This is a genomic window from Vibrio sp. 03_296, from assembly GCF_002265885.1.
The window spans coordinates 1-742 of the sequence record NZ_NPKW01000426.1; the positions used below are offsets into that span (position 1 = coordinate 1).

General features: G+C 43.8%; 1 protein-coding gene and 1 pseudogene. Both read left to right on the forward strand.

The window, feature by feature from the left end; translation table 11 throughout:
• Positions 1-371 (forward strand): annotated as a pseudogene (gene tssK, locus CIK04_RS25125) (type VI secretion system baseplate subunit TssK); the annotation flags it as partial.
• A gap of 8 nt (positions 372-379) precedes the next feature.
• Entirely contained in the window at positions 380-739 is a 360-nt protein-coding gene (locus tag CIK04_RS25130; RefSeq protein WP_325205805.1) for a hypothetical protein, read from the forward strand.
• Positions 740-742 lie beyond the last annotated feature (3 nt).

Genomic DNA, 742 nt, shown 5'->3' on the forward strand with positions numbered 1-742 from the left:
GGATATTCGCCAGTTTGGGATTCGCGTTACACCATTACCAGATAAAAGTTTGCTTTCACTTTGTCAATTTGTATTGGCCGTTAAAGCCGATGTCTCAGCCGATGAAATTAGAAAAAAGTTACCAGGACAAATCAAAGTTGGACCCGCAGAGAATAATTCGCGACCTTATCAATAATCAGATCAATGGTATTGCCGTTTCGCCGACTGAATGTGGTGCAAGACAGATGCCTTAGCAGCAGGTCTACTGTCTATTTGAGCTGGTTAAACAAGGTGCTTATTGGGCCCGTTTAAATGAAAGCGGGGGAATGGCATTTCATGTCTCTGGTAATTACCCAGGGTTAGAAATGGAGCTTTGGAGTATTAACCAATAAGTGAAGCTATGGACGAAACGATTGTAAAACCAACCCCTGGGCGTAAAAAAGCACCGCAGTCGACACCTGTTGCATCGCTTGAAAGCGATAATACGGTTCTCTTTACGCAAAATAGTAAAGAAACACGTGAAACGAGTATCGTCGCGTTTGGCAATAACGTACTGCTGGCAGAAGCGAATGTCATTGTTTCCTTGCTGGGTCAAATCAGAGCGACGGCCACGCACAGTGATGTCAAACAGTTACGTGAAGCATTTGTGCAAAAAATGCGTGACTATGAAACCAGGTTGAGGTTACAAGGCGACAATAGTAAGGCAGATCGATATCAGCACGCTACTGTTTATGTTGTGCTATCGATGAAGCAGTCCTGAATA